Origin of the sequence: Chitinophaga terrae (ex Kim and Jung 2007) (assembly GCF_900107795.1) — a bacterium.
In the GTDB taxonomy this organism is placed as follows: Bacteria; Bacteroidota; Bacteroidia; order Chitinophagales; family Chitinophagaceae; genus Chitinophaga; species Chitinophaga terrae.
Genome location: NZ_FNRL01000026.1, coordinates 84917 through 100640 on the forward strand (window position 1 = coordinate 84917; position 15724 = coordinate 100640).

Annotated in this window: 11 protein-coding genes and 1 riboswitch; of the genes, 6 read left to right on the forward strand and 5 right to left on the reverse strand. The window is 47.3% G+C overall.

What is annotated here, in order from left to right; all coding sequences use genetic code 11:
• Positions 1 to 186: 186 nt before the first annotated feature.
• Positions 187 to 471, reverse strand: coding sequence for a hypothetical protein (locus tag BLV62_RS22400; protein ID WP_089764485.1), 285 nt, complete (start codon positions 469 to 471; stop codon positions 187 to 189).
• A 218-nt stretch (positions 472 to 689) separates the two neighbouring features.
• Between BLV62_RS22400 and BLV62_RS22405 the strand changes: the two genes are divergently transcribed.
• Positions 690 to 3446 carry a PQQ-dependent sugar dehydrogenase gene (locus BLV62_RS22405; protein WP_089764486.1) on the forward strand — a complete coding sequence of 919 codons (2757 nt, stop codon included), beginning with the start codon at positions 690 to 692 and terminating at the stop codon, positions 3444 to 3446.
• A 119-nt stretch (positions 3447 to 3565) separates the two neighbouring features.
• Here BLV62_RS22405 and BLV62_RS22410 read toward each other — a convergent pair whose 3' ends face one another.
• Entirely contained in the window at positions 3566 to 4279 is a 714-nt protein-coding gene (locus BLV62_RS22410) for a hypothetical protein (RefSeq protein WP_139170352.1), read from the reverse strand.
• A gap of 11 nt (positions 4280 to 4290) precedes the next feature.
• Positions 4291 to 6669 (reverse strand): TonB-dependent receptor, encoded by a 2379-nt coding sequence (locus tag BLV62_RS22415; protein ID WP_089764490.1) that lies wholly within the window; start codon positions 6667 to 6669, stop codon positions 4291 to 4293.
• A gap of 186 nt (positions 6670 to 6855) precedes the next feature.
• Here BLV62_RS22415 and BLV62_RS22420 point away from each other — a divergent pair, with 186 nt between their 5' ends.
• The 3 genes from BLV62_RS22420 to BLV62_RS22430 all read left to right on the forward strand — a co-directional run bounded on the left by BLV62_RS22420 (position 6856) and on the right by BLV62_RS22430 (position 9632).
• A complete protein-coding gene (locus BLV62_RS22420; protein WP_089764502.1) occupies positions 6856 to 7485 on the forward strand; it encodes a 5'-methylthioadenosine/S-adenosylhomocysteine nucleosidase family protein in 630 nt (209 codons plus the stop codon).
• Positions 7486 to 8058, forward strand: coding sequence for a thioredoxin family protein (locus tag BLV62_RS22425; protein ID WP_089764491.1), 573 nt, complete (start codon positions 7486 to 7488; stop codon positions 8056 to 8058).
• Between the two features lie 151 nt (positions 8059 to 8209).
• Positions 8210 to 8276, forward strand: a riboswitch (Fluoride riboswitch).
• Between the two features lie 48 nt (positions 8277 to 8324).
• Positions 8325 to 9632, forward strand: coding sequence for a voltage-gated chloride channel family protein (locus tag BLV62_RS22430; protein WP_089764493.1), 1308 nt, complete (start codon positions 8325 to 8327; stop codon positions 9630 to 9632).
• Positions 9633 to 9636: 4 nt separating this feature from the next.
• Here BLV62_RS22430 and BLV62_RS22435 read toward each other — a convergent pair whose 3' ends face one another.
• Complete coding sequence (locus BLV62_RS22435; protein ID WP_089764495.1) at positions 9637 to 11985, reverse strand: ABC transporter permease; 2349 nt, start codon at positions 11983 to 11985, stop codon at positions 9637 to 9639.
• Positions 11986 to 12123: 138 nt separating this feature from the next.
• Entirely contained in the window at positions 12124 to 14280 is a 2157-nt protein-coding gene (locus BLV62_RS22440; protein ID WP_089764496.1) for an outer membrane protein assembly factor BamB family protein, read from the reverse strand.
• 81 nt (positions 14281 to 14361) lie between these two features.
• Between BLV62_RS22440 and BLV62_RS22445 the strand changes: the two genes are divergently transcribed.
• Together BLV62_RS22445 and BLV62_RS22455 are read left to right on the forward strand one after the other, a co-directional pair.
• Entirely contained in the window at positions 14362 to 14826 is a 465-nt protein-coding gene (locus BLV62_RS22445) for a lipocalin-like domain-containing protein (RefSeq protein WP_089764497.1), read from the forward strand.
• A 555-nt stretch (positions 14827 to 15381) separates the two neighbouring features.
• On the forward strand, positions 15382 to 15724 hold a 343-nt coding region (locus BLV62_RS22455; RefSeq protein WP_211118335.1), incomplete at its 3' end, for an RteC domain-containing protein.

Here is a 15724-nt window from a genome sequence, read left to right on the forward strand (position 1 = left end):
AATTTCCGCATACTCCGCTAAAAAACTAAGTAACTATTAAGAATCAATCGGTTTAACCTTACGTGGAATATACAAATAATAAACAAAAAAGCGCTTTTTACGTATTCAGGATCAATGACAAACGTAAAATTCACCCGTAATGTTGGCTCTTGATCACTCCTGTAGGTTGTTAACGAAATATACGTTTTAAAGAAACCGATCTACCAATACTTCCCATTCCTGCTCCTGGGAATAAGCTGGCATTTCTTCCCCTGCACGACGATACCAGTAGTTGGCGTTCCATTCGTCGCCTTCTACCCTGTGCAAGTAAGCATGGACACGCGCCGCATCCGTTCCCGGCAATCCATCTACCAGGTCGTGCGCCTTTTTCCAATTACCTTTTCCATCATGCCATAACGCCTTTAAGTAAACATTCAGATTTTCGGGTGGGAATGCCTCCTGTAAAGACTGCTTAAATTCAACTAAATTCATTTCAAAAGTTTACCAGTCATAATAACGTGACCTCAAATATACGGAAGCATCAGTCAAAATGACAACTTTAACCTCCTTACTGATACATAATTAGCCAAAAATTAGTGCCTTATTCTCCTAATTAATCCTTTGTTAATGTCTCCTTTCATCCATTTTTCTTAGCAGGTAAACTTAATTCTATTATTTTAGCCGCGCCAAATCAAAATCTACTACATTTCATGCTTGAACAACTAACAAGGGTAAAACATGTTTATTCAACCTGTTTTATTGTCAGTTTGACACTCTTTAATTTACGCACCCAGGGAGCCCCGTCACACATCGAATCCAACAGCGGATTCCGTTCCGCCACCGAAAAACGAGTTGAAAAAACTGTTGCCGGCAACCGGCGTACAGGCGCCGACACTCTCAATAAACCGGAAGACAACCGGTTTACAAAAACCATATTGGTGAACGACCTGAACGAACCAATGGAGCTGGCAGTCACCAACGGCGGCGGTGTTTATTTCATTGAGCGCAGCGGCAAGCTGTATTATTATAATCCCCTCACCAACCGCAGCAAGGTAGTTTATACTTTTCCTGTGCTGCCGGATACCAAGGAAGGATTCGGGAATGGTTTGCTGGGGTTGACCCTCGATCCGAATTTCGATAAGAACCATTATATATACTGCTATTATACACCGAATAAGTTGCCAGCCGCACAGCGGGTTTCCCGCTTTACCATAAAAGGTAATGATGCGCTGGACCCTGCCAGCGAAAAGGTTTTGCTCACTATTCCGCTGGAACTGGAAGTAAGCGCGCATACCGGCGGATCGCTGGATTGGGATAAAGAAGGCAATCTTTTTATTTCGACCGGCGATAACACTGTTCCTTTCGCCTCTAATGGTTATGCGCCGCTCGACAGAACCCCGGGCCGCATCACCTTCGACGCTGAAAGATCGGCAGGCAATACCAACGATCTGCGGGGAAAGGTGCTCCGCATCCACCCCGAACCGAATGGAACTTATACAATACCGGAAGGAAACCTGTTCCCTAAAGGCACTCCTAACACCCGCCCCGAAATTTATACTATGGGTTGCCGGAATCCTTACCGCATCTCTGTTGACCAGGCTACAGGAATTTTGTACTGGGGAGAAGTGGGGCCCGATGCCGGCAACGACAGCAACCAGGGACCGAGGGGGTACGATGAGATCAACCAGGCAAAAAAAGCCGGCAACTACGGCTGGCCTTATATGGTTGGCGATAACAAAGCATACCCGGAATATGATTTCGCCACTAAGAAAATAGGGCCTTTCTATAACCCTGAAGCACCTGTGAACGCTTCTCCGCATAATACAGGTCTTAAAACCCTGCCGCCAGCGCAGAAAGCAATGATCTGGTATCCGTACAGCGCGTCTGCTGAATTTCCTGAACTTGGAAGCGGCGGCCGTTGCGCCATGGCAGGACCAGTATTCCACTATGATGCCGCCTCGACTGGCAAGAAAGGATTTCCTGCTTACTATGATAAAGCATTGTTTATCTACGACTGGATGAGGAACTGGGTATTTGCAGTGCGACTCGACGAACAACAGAATTACCAGTCGATGGAGCCGTTCATGGCCAGCAACGGGGACTTCAGGCGGCCGGTAGATATGGCCTTCGGCAAAGACGGCGTATTATATGTACTCGAATATGGTTCTGTATATGGTATCGATAATGATGACGCCCGCCTCGTGAAGGTAACATTCAACAGCGGTAACCGTGCACCCGTAGCCAACGTCCAGACGGTTGATACTGCCGGCAAAGCGCCTTACAACGTATCATTCAACAGCGACAAAAGCTACGATTACGACAACGATGCATTGACCTATGAATGGACATTCGGAGACGGCACAAAAGACAATACTGCTAATCCTACCCATACATATACGAAAACAGGCGTGCATAAAGCGATCCTTAAGATCACAGATCCATCCGGCGCAGTTGGTAGGGATACCGTGAAGATCTATGTAGGCAATACGCCTCCGGTAGTGAAAGTGGCAACCACCGGCAACAACACCTTCTACTTCGACAAAACTCCTTTACACTATAAAGTAACGGTTACGGATAAAGAAGATCCGGCTATCAATCCTGCGAGGTTAAAGGTTAGCCTGCACTACCTGCCAAAAGGTAAAAGCCAGGCAACTATCGGGCACCAGGCGCCAACTACCATGCCTGTACACCCGGGCAAAGTGCTCATGGAAAGCAGCGATTGCAAGGCCTGTCACCAAATCGATAAAGCATCTGTTGGACCTGCCTTTATAAAAGTTGCGCAACGTTACCGTACAGATAAAAAAGCGCCTGCTTACCTGGTCAATAAGATCATTAAAGGCGGAGGCGGCGTATGGGGCGAGCATTCTATGGCTGCTCACCCGCAACTGTCAACCGAGGATGCAGGACAGATCGTGAAATACATTCTTTCCTTAGCCGATCCGAAAGCGCCTGGCAGCCTGCCTGCCCAAGGCACTGTTGCACTGAAAGATCATCTCACGAAAGAAAAATTCGGCAACTATATTCTTTCCGCCTCCTATACAGATGGAGGAGGAAAAGCTGCACCACTCAGCGGAAGCGGCTTGCTGCTCCTTCGTCCTTTACGCCTGCAGGCAGAAGAGGCAGACGACCTGCACAACATCGACCGCCAATCCAGTTCTCTTGGCGCTATTCACCATCAGTCCTGGTTCCTGTTCAGACAAATAGATCTGAAAGGGATCAAACAACTGACCTACCGTTACTCTTCGCTGAACAGGGATGCTACCATAGAAGTGCATGTGAAGAGCCCTGACGGCCCGGTGATCAGCACCCTGAAATACACCGCTACAGGCGCGTGGAATAAGTTCGCTGAAGTCAGCGCGCCAATCACGGATCCGGGAGGAGTGAATGACCTATATTTCGTGTTTAAGAAAGAACAACAACCTAACCAGCACCTGTTTACATTGGACTGGATTGAGTTCCGGCCTTAAATTGAATTAGTATTATAACAAAAAAGGTTGACCTCAACAGTCAACCTTTTTTTGTTCGCCATCGTTGCGCTGGCACGGGCATGCATATATGATCTTTAGAAAAACGACTGCAACTATCCTTATTTATCTACATCCAGGCAGTAGGTAACGCAATGCCAGATCCTTTCAAACGGTTTGCCTTCGTGGGTTCCGGAAGCATTTTCCGTAAAAGTACCTTCCAGCATGTATTTGCCTGCCCAATAAGGCTGGAATGTTACAGCCCCGTTTTCATCAGCTTTGAACTTTTTTGTCCAGCCAACGGGCGATTGCACCGTCAGTTCCGACACCGAAGATCTGTTTTGTTTATAGAACAGCTGCACACTCTCTACCTGGTTCACTTTAGGCTTCCTGTCGCCTTTGGTCACCAAAGCGTAATCAGCCTTCTGTGCCAGTTCTCCGGCACCGGCAGCAGAACCATTTACTTTCACGAGACCAAGTGCGTAGTAGCGGATCTTGCTGCCGCTATAAACTTCCTGCACGGTATGATCTACAGATAAAACATAAGTGCCTGCCGTTTTAGGAGTAAAAGTCGCTTTAAAGTGGTTGCCGTTCGGCGTACATTGCAAGGCTTCTTTTTTGCCATCAGGAGCGATCACATATAGTGTAAAATCCCTCATGTTGCTGAACCAGTTTTGAGTAGAATCTCTTTCTCCATCAGCATACTCGCCAAGGAAAACTTTTACTTCCTGCGCCTGACCGACCTTCCCTGAGGTAACGGTTTCAATCCAAAGAGCGTGGGCGAACAGGGTTTGCATACAGAAACAGAATACAGCGGTAAATAGTAATTTGCGCATAATTTTATTTTTTAAAAACGATATCCGACATTGAGTCTTAAGTTACGGCCCGGCTCTACCTGCCAGCAGTAAAGACCGCTGGTTGGAGCGCCCGTATATAGATATTTATCCAGCAGGTTGTTTACAAGCAGGTTGATGTTGATCTTATTGAACTGGTATCCCAACCCGGCATCCAGCCGGAAATAATCGGGCAGGAAATTCTCCGACTTATCATATACCATTCCTGCTACCCTGCCTACCTGGTACTGGTAACCTAAGGAAGCACGAAGGCCTTTCAGCGCTGTGGCATCCAGCGTATAGGTCAGCCAGGTATTTTGAATATGTTTGGCGGTACCGGAAACAGCGTTTCCTTCAAAGGATTTTACATCATCTTTAGAAATCACCGCGTCGGTATACGCGTAGTTCACCACTACATTCAGGTTCTTCACTACCTGGCCCTGCACATCTACTTCCAGGCCTTTGATCTTCTGCTGGCCATTGGTACGGCTATAGATAGGCCTGTTGGTCACCGGGTCAGGATGATCCAGGTCTTGTGTCAGTACATTGTTTTTTGTCATCTGGTAAAGAGATACTGTCGATGTCAGGCGGCCGCTGAACCAGTCGCGCTTCACTCCCACTTCAATATTGTCGCCGGTGAGCGGTTTAAAGTTCTTTTTCTGCCAATCCAACCCGGGGTTCGCCATGAAGTAAACATCATATACGAAGTAAGCCGCAGTGTGTTTGTCGAGCGAATAGCTTACGCCAAAGCGGGGAGTGAATTTGCTGTCGGTATACGAACCTTCATAAGGGTTAACGTATTTGTTGGTAGTATATCTACCGGCCAGGGTTACACGAAGTTTATCATTCAACAGGCCGATTTCATCCTGCAGGTACAAGGCGTTGTAGCCTAAAGTATACTGTACGCCGCGTTGGCGGATGTTTACAGAGCGGTCCCATTTCGGTTGCACCACTCCTCCGTGTTTTGGATTATAGATATTGAAAGTAGAATCGCCGAATTTGGCAGCCTGCGACCAGTCGGCAAAGTAGTCGCTGTATTTCAGGTCTACGCCGCCGAGTATCTTGTGTGAAAGGGAACCGGTATTGAACTTCCCTGTCACAAACACCTGCCCGCTCCTGTTTAAACCTAAAGCGTCCCAGTTATTGATACTCCGCTGGATCAGGCTATCGTTGCCGGGAGTCGTGAACCCGGTAGGCCACATGCTCTGTCCTACCTGGTTATAACGGAAATATCCTGCCTGTGCTGTCAGTTTCCAGTCGACATTGAACTGGTGGTCAAAATTCACCATTAAGCTATGATCATAAATATTGGTAGGGTCCATGTTTGGCTCAATGGTGGTAAAGTTGATCGGCAGATCTGCATATCCCTTTTTAGAGAAGCCGTAGTTGCCGCCGATCACGGGCAACTGCATATATTGGAGGTCGTATTCTACAGTTAAGGAGCTTTTATCATCTACCAGGTACTTGATAACCGGGGCGATGGAATAACGGTTCGTATAGTCGAAATCCCTGTACCCGTTTTTTAACTGGCCCATGATGTTCAGGCGGTACAGGAGTTTGCCGTCTTTCGACAGTTTGCCATCCAGGTCCACAGCCGCCCTGTAGGTTTCGAAACTGCCCAGGGTCAGGTTCACTTCTCCCTGTTTTACCCCTGTCGGCTTTTTGGTGACCACGTTGTAAAGTCCGCCGGGTTCGCCGTTCGACAACATAAAGCCTGCGGGCCCTTTTACGAACTCGATGCGCTCTACCATGCTCATATCTTCAGCCAACGGGCTCCATGGACTGCTTACCACGTTCATACCGTTCCTGAAGGCGGTGATCTGGGAGCCGCGAACATTAATGCGGGAGTACATGTCCCAGTGGCCTATTCTTTGGGCGCCGCTTACGTTACGGGTAACTCCCTCCTGCATATCCAATACCTGCTGGTCTGCCAATACATCTTTTGTCACTTCCTGGATATTCTGAGGTATCTCCACTAACGGGGAGGATAAACGAAGAGAAGAAGAAACAGTGCTTACATTATACCGTTTGCTTTCGCCGATCACGATAAATTCTTTCATCTCCTGGCCGGTAGCCGTCAGGGGTATCCTGACATGCGTAATTTTATCCGCCTCTACAACCACTTCCTGGCGCGCGGTTCTATAGCCCAGGTAAGAGGCTTCGAGGATATACCTGCCTGGTTTTATCTTCTTGATCACGAAATCGCCATTTGCATCGCTGAGGGCGCCGTGATTGGTGTTTTGAATCCGAACAGTGACATAGGCGGCTGGCAATCCGTCGGCGGTGACCACCTTACCCCGGATAGCGGATAAGATATCGGCAGCCCGGGCGCCGGATAGGATAGCGAAGAAAAGTACTGGGATTAGTAGGAATCTCCCGTAGTTCTGGTTCATTTATTTTTTTGACCACAAAAGTAGCGGCAGTTACCAACCACAGGTTACGCAAATGGGAAATTGATTTATGAATTTGGGAAAATTACCATACCTCCGCCCGGGGGAACAGACAAAAACACCCCCATGGTTATTAAAGCAGCAATGAATACCTTTGCAGCTTCAATTTATATAACTGTTTATATGAGTATGGCACCTATACAGGCATTATCCGATACTTCAAGCATACCGGCGCTGCTGAAGCAGAACCCTTTGTTTGTTTTTGCGCTGGAGTATGAAGCCACGGAAGCATTTGCCCATGTTGATCCGTTATTTGTAGGGATAGGAAAAGTAAATGCGGCCTATAAACTAACTAAACGGATCGCAGAACAGAGACCAGGAATTATCATCAACCTGGGTTCCGCCGGCAGCAACAGTTTTGACAGAGGCGCAGTGGTTTGCTGTACTAAGTTCATACAGCGGGATATGGACGTGAGAGCGTTGGGATTTGCGAAATATGAAACGCCGCTTTCAGGCCAGGCCCCCGTGCTGGAATATGGATTACCGGTAAATGGCTTGCAGCACGGCATTTGTGGGACAGGCGATAGTTTTGAGACCGAACACAAAACAGATGATTACAACGTGATAGACATGGAAGCGTATCCACTGGCCTGGATCGCAAAGGAAGAAAACATCCCTTTTCTTTGCCTGAAATACATATCTGATGGCGCCGATGGCCAGGCGGCGGAAGAATGGTCCGTATCTGTTCACCTGGCGGCGCAGGCGCTTAAACAGACTATCGACCAGTTAACTGAATCATTGACTATTAAAACTTCGTGAATGGATTTTGGAGCTTACCTGGATGTTTTTGAGAAGATATTACATGATCCTGCACCTAAAAAACCATACGATAATCCCGATTACTTTAATTACGCCAAATTAAACTGGTCGAGGATGCACCGATGGCTGAAACAAGCCAAACTGGCGCCTGAAGCGCAAGAAGCGGTAATGCAGGTAAAGGCTCCGCAGCAATGGATCATTATTACAGAACCCTGGTGCGGAGATGCGGCACATTCGGTACCGCTGATGGAACTGATAGCCGCAATGAATCCTTTGATCAGCGTCGATTACCAGTTACGGGACAGCCCTCCTTTCCTTATCGACAATTACCTGACCAATGGCGGAAAGTCTATCCCCAAACTGATCATCCGGAACAGCGAAGGAAAAGACCTGGGAACCTGGGGACCAAGACCTGCGGAATGCCAGGCGTTATATAACTCATTAACTGCGGAAAAGGCAGATTTTGAAACGCTGAAAACCGCTTTACAGAAATGGTATAACAAAGACCAGGGACAAGCGATCATGGCAGAACTCACCGCGGTGATCCGCGGCTCGCTGGCTGATAAGTTTTAAAGAACAGGAGGAACTGCAAAACAGATTTGCATCCATATTTCCCGTTAAGCCCCTCCGGCGTCAGCCCTCCTGTTAATTCTTTGCTGCATACCCGAAATTAGGGCGGATCAGTGGTCATGGGGTTGCAGCTATGTTAAATTTGTATATCTTTGTGCCCGAAGGAAATGGTGTCTTCCTACTTAACCGCTCCTTATAGAGCTGATGGCGCCTACAAATTATCTGATCACTATTGCTTTAAAGAGCAATACATTATTAATTTGTAGTGCATGAAACAGCTTAAAACTTCCCTGGAACAATTCGCAATAACCACTTATTTACTGAAATGGACCCTGTTGGTGCTGCCTGTGTCACTGGTCGCCGGCTCCGTTGTAGCCCTCTTCTTATGGCTGCTGGAAGAAGCCACCAACTACCGGTATGCTCATACCTGGCTCTTATACCTGCTGCCGCTTGCAGGCGTTTTCATTTACTGGCTGTATAATAAATGGGGAAAAGAGGCGGCGGGAGGAAATAACCTGGTCATAGACGAGATACATCAGCCGGGAGGCGGAGTGCCGGCAAAAATGACACCGTTGATCCTGGTCACTACAGTAATAACCCATCTTTTTGGCGGTTCGGCAGGCCGGGAAGGGACCGCGGTACAAATAGGCGGCAGCGTAGCGCAATATTTCGCCAGGCTGTTGAAATTGGATAAGGAAGACGTACGTATTTTGCTGACAACGGGAATTGCCGCGGGTTTCGGGGCCGTTTTCGGTACGCCGGTAACCGGCGCTGTTTTCGCGCTGGAAGTACTGGCGTTGGGAAGTATCCGGCACAAAGGATTACTCCCCTGCCTGATGGCTGCAGTGCTGGCCGATTTTGTTTGTACTGCCTGGGGCATTCACCATACCAAATACCATATCAGTTTTGCCAGCATCTCACACCTGCAGGATGGATGGCTGCTGGTAAAAGTGATCGTTGCAGGCGTGGCGTTCGGGCTTACCAGCTTCCTCTTTGCCACCACTACTCACAGCATTCAGCATTTCAGCAACCGCTTTATCAGCGCCAGGTGGCTGATCCCTGTAGCGGGCGCCCTGACTGTCATCCTGCTCACCTTCGTGTTGCAAACCAGCGACTACCTGGGCTTAGGCGTCTCCAACCCGGATGCCAGCGCCGTAACCATCGTGTCTTGTTTCCGCCCCGGAGGCGCAGCATATTTCAGCTGGTTCTGGAAGCTGTTATTCACCGCTATCACCCTGGGAACAGGGTTTAAGGGCGGTGAAGTAACTCCACTCTTTTTCATGGGCGCCGCGTTAGGCAATACTGTGGCTACGCTTACAGGAGCACCGGTTGACCTGCTGGCCGGCCTTGGCTTTATAGCCGTATTTGCCGGGGCCACCAATACGCCCATTGCCTGTACCATCATGGGGGTTGAGCTTTTTGGCGCCGACAACCTGTTGTATTATGCAGTAGCTTGTTTTACGGCCTATTATTTCAGCGGGCATTCAGGCATTTACGGCGCACAACGGATCGCTGTTCCGAAACTGGATATCAACCTGCCTTTCTCAATCCTGAGAGATAAACGCAAGAAGAACTAGCCTGCTACTCTGATTTCAAATACTTAACAGGGTTGGTTCTTGCCGCCCTGATGGATTGCACGCTTACCGTTGCAACAGCAATTACAATAGCTATAACAGCTGCGCCTATAAACATCCAGGCAGTTAAACTGATATGATAGGCATAACTGTTTAACCAGGAATGCAGGACATACCAGCTGATAGGCGTAGCGATCACAATAGCAATCAATACAGGTTTCAGGTATTCTTTGGATAAAGTAGTGGTCACCTCTGTAACGGAAGCGCCAAGCACCTTACGGATACATATCTCTTTCTTCCGCTGTTCGGCAGTATAAACAGAAAGACCCAGCAAGCCAAGGCAGGAAATAAAAATTGCTATGGCAGCAAAGACAGCAGCCAGGCGTTTCAGCATTGTTTCTGAACTATACAACCTGTCAAATTCTTCATCCAGGAAATGATAATTCATAGGGTAGCCTGGATTCAGGGTTTTAAAAACATTTTGTATACCTGCGACTCCTGCTGCGGTAGCGCCTTTATGAAGTTTTATCATGATATAGTCGCTGGCGAAAGGCGACAACATCATTACCATAGGGCCTATCTCTTTGTGCATGGAATTAAAATGGAAATCTTTCACCACGCCTATAATCTCTCCTTTGCCCTGCCAGAAGGATATATACTTGCCCAAGGGGTCTTTCATATTCATCATCCGGGCTGCAGATTCGTTAATGATGTATGCGGCGCTATCTGAACTGAATTTCCTTGAAAAATCACGTCCCTGGGCTAATTCTATTCCCATGGTCGACAAGAAATCGTAAGAAACCCGCAATGGCGAAGTAGATAACACCAGTTTATCGGGCCTGCCTTCCCAATCCAGGTCGGCGCTGGTGGATTCAAGTGCAATTGGCAGCCAGGAACTATAAGTCAACGACTTGACCTGCGGAAGTTGCCTGAGCGCCTGGTCAATTGCATCCATGTTTTCACGGCTTCCCTTATCCTGCTGAATATACACTATATTTTCCCTGTCCATACCGAGGTTACGGCTATAGATATACTGCGTTTGGCAGTAGACTCCGATACTTCCTACAATGAAACCAAAAGACAGGACAAACTGCAATACAACCAGGTTTTTACGGAACAAATTACCGCCCGTTGCCTTGGTATCTCCTTTCAGCACGCGTACCGGCGCAAAACGGGAAAGAGCGAAGGCAGGGTAACTTCCGGCAATCAAGCCCGTTACTATTGTAACCAGTAAAAGCACTAACAGGTATTTGCTGATATTAGTTCCGGAGAAAGAAAGCGATTTTCCGGTAAGATCACTGAAAAACGGTATGAGGCATGCAATGGCAGCACAGGCTAACAGGGCGGCGATAAGCGTCATGATCATCGCTTCACCGGCAAACTGTAATACCAGGGAAGTTCTGGGAGCACCTAATGATTTGCGTACTCCCACTTCTTTACCTCTTTTGGACGCCTGGGCAGTAGAGAGGTTCATAAAGTTGATGCAGGCAATTACCAGCACAATCAACGCGGTTATGAGGAACAGGCGGACATATTCAATTCTTCCGCCAACCACTTTCCCATTATCATACCTGCCATGCAGGTAAATATCTTCGAATGGTTGCAACCAGAGTTCTTCTTTCTGCCCTCCCGACACCACAGCTTCCTGCTGGATCTTAGCTGTAAAGGCTTTAAGGTCTGTACCTTCCCGTAATACCAGGTATTGGCTAACGCTGAAACTTCCCGGCCGCATCAACCAGGGGTTTTGTTTGACATTAAAAGCAAGGGTTTGCAACACGTCAAATTTCCGGCTGGCATTAGGCATATCGTCCAGTATCCCTGTTACCAGCAAAGAGGCGCCATCTTCCAACTGTAAAGCTTCACCTACTGCATTGACCTTTCCATAAAACTTGATTGCCATTTCTTTGGAAATCAGCACAGCTTCCGGGTTTTTCAGGGCTGTTTGCCTGTCGCCATACAACAAGGGATAATCAAAATATTCCAGGAAATTAGGCGATGCATAAGCATAGGAAGCAGTTTTCTCCGTATAGGCAGGGGTCTTAAACAAAGCCAGGCTTCCTCCGTCCATCACCCGTACTACTGTTTCGATCTCCGGGTACTTAGGATATAAACGATCTGCCATGGCAATGGGCGTAGTAGCCAGGGTTTGCATACCTCCCCAGTGCTCATTGGCATGTAACCGGTAAAGTTTATGACCGTTTTTATTGAACTTGTCTACACTATATTCATCCATTACCCAGCAAACGATCAGCATGCAGACAGTTAACCCGAATGCAAGTCCCAATACATTCACCAGGGTAAAAAAGCGGTTCTTTCTTAACGAACGGAAAGCTATTAACAGGTAGTTCTTAATCATAATGGCAATTTAGAATAGCTGCAGGAGAGTTCCAAGCTATATGCCAAATGCCGGGATGCCCCAGGGGCAAGGGATTAAGAAAAAACAACAGTTATCAGCCGTTCCCAAGCGGACGGTCTGCTGTTCAAAAACGAACATTTACGGCAAGGCAAAAGCAAGGTAAGTATCACCGCTCTTCTTACCCAGTTTACCGCCGCCGCAGGCGATCACGATGTATTGCCGGTTCCTGACACGGTAAATGGCCGGGGTAGCGAAGCCACAGGCCGGCAGGTCTGTTTCCCATAGCAGCTTTCCTGTAAGCTTATTAAATGCCCTGAATTTACTGTCGGCTGTTGCGGCGATAAACAGCAGGCCGCCTGCCGTTACTACCGGCCCCCCGTAATTCTCGGTTCCGCTGATGATGCCTGCCTTTTTAAGCGTACTGTCTTCTCCCAATGGGATCTGCCAGGCAGTTTGCCCGGTGTTGAGATTAATAGCGCTCAAAGTACCCCAGGGCGGGTTAATAGCCGGCGCGCCGCCTGGCGACAGGAATTTGATATAACCATTTCCCATATATGGCATTTGGAGATAAGGATTTGGCGCAGGCCGCGGCCCCTTATATTGCATTTTCTGCTGCTGTTCCTGTTTTAAAATGAAAGATGCCAGCGCATCTCTTTCTTCCTGTTTTAACAGGGTAAACGCAGGCATCATTCTTCTTCCTCCCAGCAACAGTTCATTGAACGCTTTTACAGAATACCTGGAAGCCACGTCGGTTAACGACGGGTAATTGCCGCCGCCTTTTAAATCGCTGCCATGGCAAACCATGCAATGCGTTGCATACAATCTTTTGCCTGCCTGCAGGTTGGTTTCACTCCTGGTTTCCGCCGGTTTTGCCGGCAGCATTTTAAGTATCCAGGGAAGTTCGTTGGCATTTACATAAAACAAGCCCGTAGCTTCATCGAATGCCTGTCCGCCCCACTCCGCGCCTCCGTCGAAGCCGGGCATGATAATCGTGCCCCGTTCACTCGGCGGAAGGAACATATGGCCGTGGCCTACCTCCTGCAATACCTGCCTGATAGAATCCTGCTCCCGCTGCGGAAGGAAGCGGTTGATATCCGAATCGTTGAACACCTGCCGTACAAATGGTTTGGGCAATACGGGGCGGGGCTGCGTGGGCGATACCTGCTCGCCCGCCAGGGTGCTGATATGCGGAACAGTATCTTCCTTTACTTCAAACAATGGCTCTCCGGTTTCCCTGTTCAGCACATATACATAACCGGTTTTTGTAGCCTGGGCTACGGCAGGGATCTTTTTTCCATTATGCGTCACCGTTATTAACGCCGGAGGGCTGGGCAGATCTTTATCCCAGATATCATGATGGATCTGCTGAAAATGCCATTTACGTTTGCCTGTATTTGCATCCAGTGCCAGTATGCAATCAGCAAACAGGTTTGCTCCTTTTCTCATCCCGCCGTAAAAGTCGTAGGATGCGGAGCCGGTTGCAGCAAATACGGTCTCCCTTTCTTCGTCCAACGTAAAACCGCTCCAGCAGTTGGCGCCGCCGATATGTTTATAGGCTTCGGGATCGGCCCAGGTTTCATAACCTGGCTCGCCGGGATGTGGAATGGTATGGAAACTCCATTGCAATTTGCCTGTCAGTATGTTGAATGCACGGATATCGCCCGGCGCCGCGTTAGGCCCTTCATCTACCCTGCTGCCGAGGATCAGCAGGTCTTTGAACACCACGCCCGGCGAAGTGCTTGTGATATACAGGTCGCTTACCTCCCTGGCAAAGCCGTTATGCAGGTCTACTTTTCCCTGGTCGCCAAACGATGGGATGATCTTGCCTGTTGAGGCATCCAGGCAATGCAGGTAGGAACCTGAAGTAAACAACAGCCTGGCGCTTTTGTTATCTGTCCAATATGCCAGTCCCCTCATATTGTTCATCCCCATCATTCCTGCGTCCATGCCTGTTTGATGCAAAGGATCGAACGACCATAGCAACTCTCCGGTTGCGGCATTCAGCGCAAACACCTTCTGCCGCGGAGAGATACCATACAACACCCCGTTTATGACCAGCGGGTTGCACTGGATCTGCGATTTACCAACAGTATCGGCATCATTGGTATGATAAGCCCAGGCCACCGTTAAACCGGCAACATTGCTGGTATCTATCTCCTTCAAAGGAGAGTAACGGGTACCGGCTTTATTGCCGCCATAAACGGCCCAGTCAACATCCGTATTACCGGAAGGCCGACAGGAAAATAAAATACAATTAAGTAGCAGGATGCAGAGCTGTGGAATTTTTCGTAGCATGGAACAAGAGTTCGAGATAATAGTGAATATAATAAGTAAATACCAGAAATTTGATAACTTACTGTAAACAACTATGCCCTCATGAAAAAAACACTCATTCCATTTGCTATTGGCGCCCTGGCATTAACTACTGCCATACTGGCTGCCGTGCCTAAACCCCCAAAATCGTCTCCCCTTGCCGGTACCTGGAAACTTGTTTCCAGTAAAACGATCAGCAAAGGAACAACCAAATACACTTTTCCTGTTGCTAACCAGGAAATGATCAAAGTATTTACCAATACCCAGTTCTCTTTCTTCAAACATGATCTCAGCAAAGGGAAAGGAGAAAACAGCGTCTTTGATGCCGGCAGCGGCACTTATACGCTGAACGGAAATGTATATAAAGAACACCTGGCGTATTGCAGTGCCAGGGAATGGGAAAACCAGGATTTCTCTTTCACACTCACTATCAAAGGGGATACACTTATCCAGAAAGGAATCGAAAAAATCGAAAGCCTGGGCGTGAACCACGAAATCGTGGAAACGTACGTCCGTACCGGTTTCTGATTTCACGCGAATGTTTCACGCAGAGACGCAAAAGGGGCAAAGAGGCATAAGATTTTTTTTAAGAGACATAAGAGTTATTAAGAATGAGGAGTTTGATAAGACATAAAAAAGAGCGAAGATTGTATACACTAGCATCTCTGCTTTCTTTGCGTTCTTATATCTTATTCTTTTCCTTTACCTCCTTATTTTTCTTAAAAAACATTAGAAAACTCTAAGCGAGTTAATACAGAGTAGATTACTTTAAGGAGGTTTGTTATAGGTAACGATTTAGTAATGGTGCTCATTGCACTCACTTTCAGTGGTTTTCTCCTTGTAACTCAACGCAAATTTACAAAATATGAATAACATCTTTTGTGCTAAGCAGATTTTTTGCTTTTTAAATTTGATATAAAACAAATAACATTCAGTATTATATAGAGAAAAGTAAACCCGTATAAGAAAAAAAATCTTACCCAACTTGGGTGTAACTTGGGAAAAAGAGCGATTGATAATCCCAATCTTTGTATAGAGCAATTCTTCAATTGCAATTAGTATTCTAACAAAAACTATATTGCCATGAAATACTCTTTACATAAAATCATAGACGATGTAAGTCAATATGAAAGCAAAATTGTGAATGAGGCATCTGGATCTTTGGACGAGGCACTCAAAATGATTAGCTATTTGCAAGAAGTCCTTATCGCATTAAAAGCATCTGTCGTCAAAGAAGGTTTTGATAGTGAATGGGAAGAAATCAATTTTTTCAGGAACGTCAAACCTGGTGTTCTCGGTAAACTGATTTATTATAACAAGGTTTATCGTATTGAATGTGCCTGCCCTCTTGGTAGCGGGAAAATATACAGAAACTATTTTTCCAACCAAATAAAAGAACTCAAGCAGGAATTTGAAGAGAATATTT